We start from the raw sequence: 5,624 nt of genomic DNA, 5'->3' as shown, positions 1-5,624 counted from the left end.
CTGGTCGTGGATTTTTGGGCGTCTTGGTGCGGACCGTGTCAGGTGATGGCGCCTGCGTATCAACAGGCCGCCAAAGCTCTGGAGCCTGAAATTCGACTGGGTAAGGTGAATGCCGACGAAGAGCCGAGTTTGGCGTCGAGGTTTGGAATCGGCAATATTCCGACCCTGATCATATTTCAAGGAGGAAACGAACTGGCGAGGCAGTCGGGTACCATGGAAACGGAGGACATTGTCCGATGGGTTCGAAGCTATGTGCAGGATGCGTAGTCAAGGCGTTGCCGGGCGCTGAAAAGGCTAACCGATGATTGTTGTGCGGTCGTCAGCGACCGCTGTACGACTGATCCTATCTATCGTTATCACGAACAGCCAGTCAGTTCCCAAAATACATTGATGTGCTGCCCGTACTTGGTTTCGCAAGAGTTCACATTTCAGCCCAATAATTCAGCAATACTGGGGAGGTGACTAGTTTCACCGCCATCCGGGTCGTAGTACGATCAATGGCGACATGCTTTCGGATGTTTGTCACTATCTGAGGCGTACCCGTGGTGGTTCAGAATGGCAGCCGTATTGACGATTATTCGATTGTGGACGACATCTTTCTTCTGCCTCGCGGGCCTTGGCATTATCCTGAATAGTTGTCTCACACCAGCAGTGTCTTTCGCGGGCGTGCTCCTTCCAGAACACCATCCGGTGGTTTCTCCTCCGGCGACCGATAGTGTGTTGGCAACCGATACGAAGAGCGATAAGCCCATCGCGTACAGTTCGTTGTTTCCACCAGGAAAGGATGTGTGCTTTTGGATCGAGGACCGAATAGATGATCCATTGAGTCTGCGAGAATATGACGACAAACACCTCTTGCTCTTGCCGTTGACTACGGCTTGCGTCGGGTTACTCGCCGCCGGCGATGAAATAGGCTGGCCGGGGTACGAAGCGCAAGGGGACCATGCCAGGTCGATCGGGAACTTGCCCGAAGCTGAAAAAGCATACGCGACGGCTGCCGGGCTCTTGGATCGAACCGCCGACAAGGAGGTTAATCAAGACCTGGCGTCGCTCCTCAATAAATTGGGCACCACGCGGTTCAAGCAACACGACTTCGCCGGCGCGGAAATGATCTTTCGTCGGGCGTTGACGATCTATACATTGACTCGTGGGCACCATGATCTCCGTGTGGCGGATACCTTGGATCTGGTCGCGAGCGCATTATTCGAGCAACAGCAAGGCCGCGCATTAACCGGTCCATTATTCTATCGCGCATGGGTAGTTCGCGAAGAGATGTTGGGACCGGACCATCCCGCCGTCGCGGACAGTCTCCATCACGTGGCGGCCAGTCTATATGCCGACAACCTATCGCTCGCGATCCCGTTGTTGTTCCGTTCCAAGGAAATCCGGGAAAAGATCTTCGGCCACGACCATCCGTTGGTCGCCAACTCGCTCAACGCGATGGCACGGCTGTATGAGGTGCATAACCACCGAGATCTCGCCATACCGCTCTATCAAGATGCGTTGACCATACAGGAAAACGTATTCGGACCAAACGCATCCGAAACGATGCAGGCCCGTTCCAGTTTGGATATGGCTCATCGAGGGAAGGCTCATCTCCACGAACAGCCGGAAGGCCGGGAGTGAGAGGCGGGAAGAACGCGTCGATGGACGGACGCGGTGGCGGAAACTGATCGCCGGGAGGCGATAGAAACGGCATGATTGGAATAACGGCTGAATTGGTCCAATGGCTCCGATAGGAAAGCCTGCCGTATTCTGATCGAATGGGCTCATAGCTCCGGCACGGCCATGATGGCGTGATGACAAGGCGGATGAATGGCGGGGGAATCATTGTCTCCAGATGAGACAAAATGCCGCATAATCTCGCGTCTGGAAGGAGATGGTTCAAGGAGAGCGGCACGTCCTCGGTGCCTACGATATGTGGCGGCTAATTCGCAGATCAAGAAGCGTTGAAATTGGCTACTTACCCAGCGCAGAGGAGCACAACTTATTATGCTGTCTTCGAGCCTATCAAAAAGGGAACGGACGCGGCGAGAATATCCCGTTCGACCAATGCATAAAGCATCGGCAGGCTCGCTTCCGTCTCGCCGCCAGGGCCGCGGCACATCCGCTAAGTCTCGTCCATTGACATTAGTCGTGGACGTGGGTGCCACTGGAATCAAAGCCGCGGTCGTCAATGAATTGGGAGATCTCGTCGAGGAGCGTGTTCGACGAGATACCCCTTCTTCGGGCATGCCCGGCGAGGTGATGGATACGATCGTCACATTGACCAAGAATCTTGGATCATTCGACAGGATTGCGGTCGGATTCCCGGGGATCATCGTGGATGGCATCGTGCAACAAGCTCCGAACCTGGCTTCCGAATGGAAAGACTTCAACATCGCCGAGGTATTGCAAATGCGGTTGAAGAAGCCGGTCCGCGTGGCAAACGATGCCGATGTGCAAGGTTTCGGAGCGATTGCCGGGAAAGGGGTCGAATTGGTTGTGACGTTGGGTACGGGTGTCGGTACGGCGTTATTCACCGACGGTCATCTCGTTCCGAATGCCGAGTTCGGCAAAGACAAGTTACGGAACGAAATGTTGGAGAAAGACGGGAAGAAGAAGTGGAACCGGCGTGTGGCGAAGTTCGTTCGACGACTCGAGGAAAAATTTCATTTCACGCGCCTATACATCGGTGGCGGCAATTCGAGGAACGTGGACATCTCACTGCTTCCGGCCAATGTCACGATCGTGTCCAACCTGAATGGATTGGTCGGCGGGATCGCGCTGTGGCGTGCGTGATGGAGAACGTCCCTTCGTGAAAAATGTGAACAGCCGATCAGAGGGCGGGTCTCTGCATCGAAGGTTGATCCATATCACAGACGCTTTTGGGATATCTTGCCAACGGAGGTGTGCCGACAGGAAAAGCTTCCTATCCGCCCTCATCGATATCGTGTGCGATTAGTAATGTACGGCCACGTGCCTTCTGAAAGCGCTACCTGCAACACTTATTGTATTTTCTAGGAAACCACCAGCGTCTGCGGCGCGGCCTGATCGATGCGCGTCCGCCAATGAATGAAACAGATCGAGTTGAGCCAGGCGGGGATACAATGACGACTTCCGGTTTCGCACGGGTCAATGCTGGATAGAGCCTCGGCGTCACAACCTTTCGTCCTGGCAGACATTAGTCTGGCGTATCTATCGTCGATTCGAGGTGGACGAGTTTGGCCGTTACCTCGCCGAATACGAGGGACGTTACCAGTCGGATCGGGACAAACTTCAATCTATGATGAAGTATGGCCAGACGATGGAGTGTCGGGTCCGCTTTTTGATGAGATACTTCGGGAATGAGTCCCGAGGATTGCGGCCGTTGCGACAACTGCCGGGCTCGACACATGGAGTGGTGGACGTTCGTGAATGGCAGACCGGCTCAGCCATCGGCGTCTAAACTCAAACAGGAGGGCATTATGATGACTTCAAAAGCTGTTGGAGTGTTGTTGGGGGGTACTTTATTGCTCTTATTCAGCATGCCACAGGTCGGCGATGTCGCGTCCGCAGCAGATCAGAAAAAAGACACTCAAGAAACTCAAGGCACGCAAGGAGGAATTCGAGAAAACCCGTGTGAAGTGCAAGAGGGTCGAAACGTCACACAGGCCGAACAAGACGCAACGAAGGGAAGCCATGTCGTGTTCGGTGAAGTCATACGCGTGGACGGCATGACCGTTGTTGTAAAGGACAAGGGCGGCAAAGAAGTGAGCTTACACGCCGACGAAAAGACGGAGAAATCTCCGATCGAGAAAGGAGATCACATTTCGGCGAATGTAGATAAGAACAATCATGCCCTGTGGATTCGATCGAACAGAGGGACGGATCGCCGAACCGAGCATGTCGCGGGTGGCTGCGACCCAAGTTGAAAAAATGGGGGAGATTGTCTTCCGACGCTCCGTCGAAAATTGATGAGAGGTCCTGCGCAAGGATCATCTACCGGCCCCGAGTACACGACGAATCTTCGGGGCTGGTGAGGCAAATTATGCCATGGAGCTGACTGGCTTTTGCGGAAACGGAGATCTCATAAGCCATCATGTGTACGATGCGGCCATTGTCGGAGGCGGTCTTGCCGGATTGTCCGCGGCAATCTACCTCGGGAGGAGCCGGCGCGATACGTTGCTGATCCATTCGGGCCACTCCATGGCGAAATGGGAACAAGATGTACAGAACTATCTAGGGTTTCCCGATGGAATCAGCGGGAACGACTTGCTCACCCGAGGATTTGCGCAAGTTCGACGCTTCGGCGTTGAAGTGGCGGACGACGACATACATGCGCTGGAACGGGACCGCGAGGGCATGTTCCAGCTGACAGGTCTTGCACAGCGCTATGTCGCTCGCCGAGTGCTGCTATCCACCGGACTTACCCATGTGCCCCCCGACATTCCGGGGGTGAAAGACTGTCTCGGGAAAAGTCTGTTCTTCTGCAAGGACTGCGATGCGTATCGTGTGCGGAACCGGAGCATCGTCATTGTCGGACGGAACAATGAGTCGGCCGAATACGCCCTGAGTATGCTGCTATTTACCTCACAGGTATTGATCTGCACGAACGGGAAGACTCCGCTGTGGGATACAGCTCATGCCGGCTGGCTTGCGGAATATTCAATTCCGGTCACACATCGCTCTATCCGATCGATTTCGCACGACGACGGGCAGATCTCCGCCGTGGTTTTTGATGATGGCGAGTCTTTGTCAACGCATGCGGTATTTACGACCCGCGGCGATGTCTTTCATCATGATCTGGCGGAGCAAGCCGGCGCTGAATTGGACGAGGAAGGGCAAATCACGGTCGATCATAGCATGAGAACCTCCGTGCCGGGGCTGTATGCCGCGGGCTGTGTTACTCCGGCAAACTGTCAAATGATCATTGCCGCCGGTCAAGGGGCCACCGCCGGGCAGGCGATCAACCGGGATCTCTTCAAAGAGGATTTACGGCGGCACGCTCTGCCGCGTGTAGAGAAAGCGAAGCCGATCGAAGCACATTGCCTATGAGCAGGACAGCGAGAGCACTCGTGAAACACGTCGCGATTGCGTAACCATGATACCTCGTTGGCTTAAATGGACAGTCATCAGTCTGGCCGTTCTAACGGTGATTCTTTTAACGGCCGCGTTTTTCGCGGATGAACCGCTTCGTCGCTATGCGGAACGATCGGCCAACGAAGTGGTGGAAGGATACAGCATCCAGATCGGCACACTCGATTTACATCCGCTCACCCTATCCGTGGACCTGGGGGATGTGGTGGTGCGACAAGAGGCCCATCCTGATCCTCCGCTGATCAGTATTCGCGAGGTCGTGGTAGATGCACGGCTCGCTCCTCTGTTGGGGGGGAAAGCGGAGGGCGAGATTCAACTCAATGATCCAGTTGTATCAGTGACGCAACAGCAGATTGAGACCGCGTCGGCAAAGGCGAACAAAGGAACTGAACAGTCGGCCCCTTGGCAAGATCAAGTCCGGGACATGATGCCCTTCGAAGCGGCCCTTTTCATCAAGAATGGGGAGGTCAGGTATGCCGCGCAGCCTAATGCCGATCCGATCCGAATGACGGCGCTGGACATTGAGGCGCGCAATCTTACGAATCGTCCGGAAGACGCGCAATCCC

General features: G+C 54.9%; 7 protein-coding genes. All 7 read left to right on the top strand.

All coding sequences use genetic code 11. From position 1 onward, the window contains the following. Positions 1–267 (top strand): thioredoxin family protein (locus tag ACOSYY_RS00285; protein ID WP_421660216.1); only part of this gene is annotated, 267 nt, incomplete at its 5' end. A gap of 288 nt (positions 268–555) precedes the next feature. Beyond that, a complete protein-coding gene (locus ACOSYY_RS00280; RefSeq protein WP_421660214.1) occupies positions 556–1,626 on the top strand; it encodes a tetratricopeptide repeat protein in 1,071 nt (356 codons plus the stop codon). Between the two features lie 366 nt (positions 1,627–1,992). Beyond that, positions 1,993–2,781: an ROK family protein gene (locus ACOSYY_RS00275; protein ID WP_421660213.1), complete on the top strand. Its 789-nt coding sequence runs from the start codon at positions 1,993–1,995 to the stop codon at positions 2,779–2,781. 412 nt (positions 2,782–3,193) lie between these two features. Continuing rightward, complete coding sequence (locus ACOSYY_RS00270; RefSeq protein ID WP_421660212.1) at positions 3,194–3,427, top strand: RecQ family zinc-binding domain-containing protein; 234 nt, start codon at positions 3,194–3,196, stop codon at positions 3,425–3,427. Between the two features lie 19 nt (positions 3,428–3,446). Beyond that, complete coding sequence (locus ACOSYY_RS00265) at positions 3,447–3,893, top strand: hypothetical protein (protein ID WP_421660211.1); 447 nt, start codon at positions 3,447–3,449, stop codon at positions 3,891–3,893. A gap of 121 nt (positions 3,894–4,014) precedes the next feature. Further along, positions 4,015–5,016: an NAD(P)/FAD-dependent oxidoreductase gene (locus ACOSYY_RS00260; RefSeq protein ID WP_421660210.1), complete on the top strand. Its 1,002-nt coding sequence runs from the start codon at positions 4,015–4,017 to the stop codon at positions 5,014–5,016. A 46-nt stretch (positions 5,017–5,062) separates the two neighbouring features. Next, positions 5,063–5,624, top strand: a 562-nt coding sequence (locus ACOSYY_RS00255) for an AsmA family protein (protein WP_421660209.1), incomplete at its 3' end; no start/stop codon positions are given.

The organism is Nitrospira sp. BLG_2, assembly GCF_049222245.1.
The sequence above is the reverse complement of the archived record's forward strand: the minus strand, read 5'-3'. Positions and strand labels throughout refer to the sequence as shown.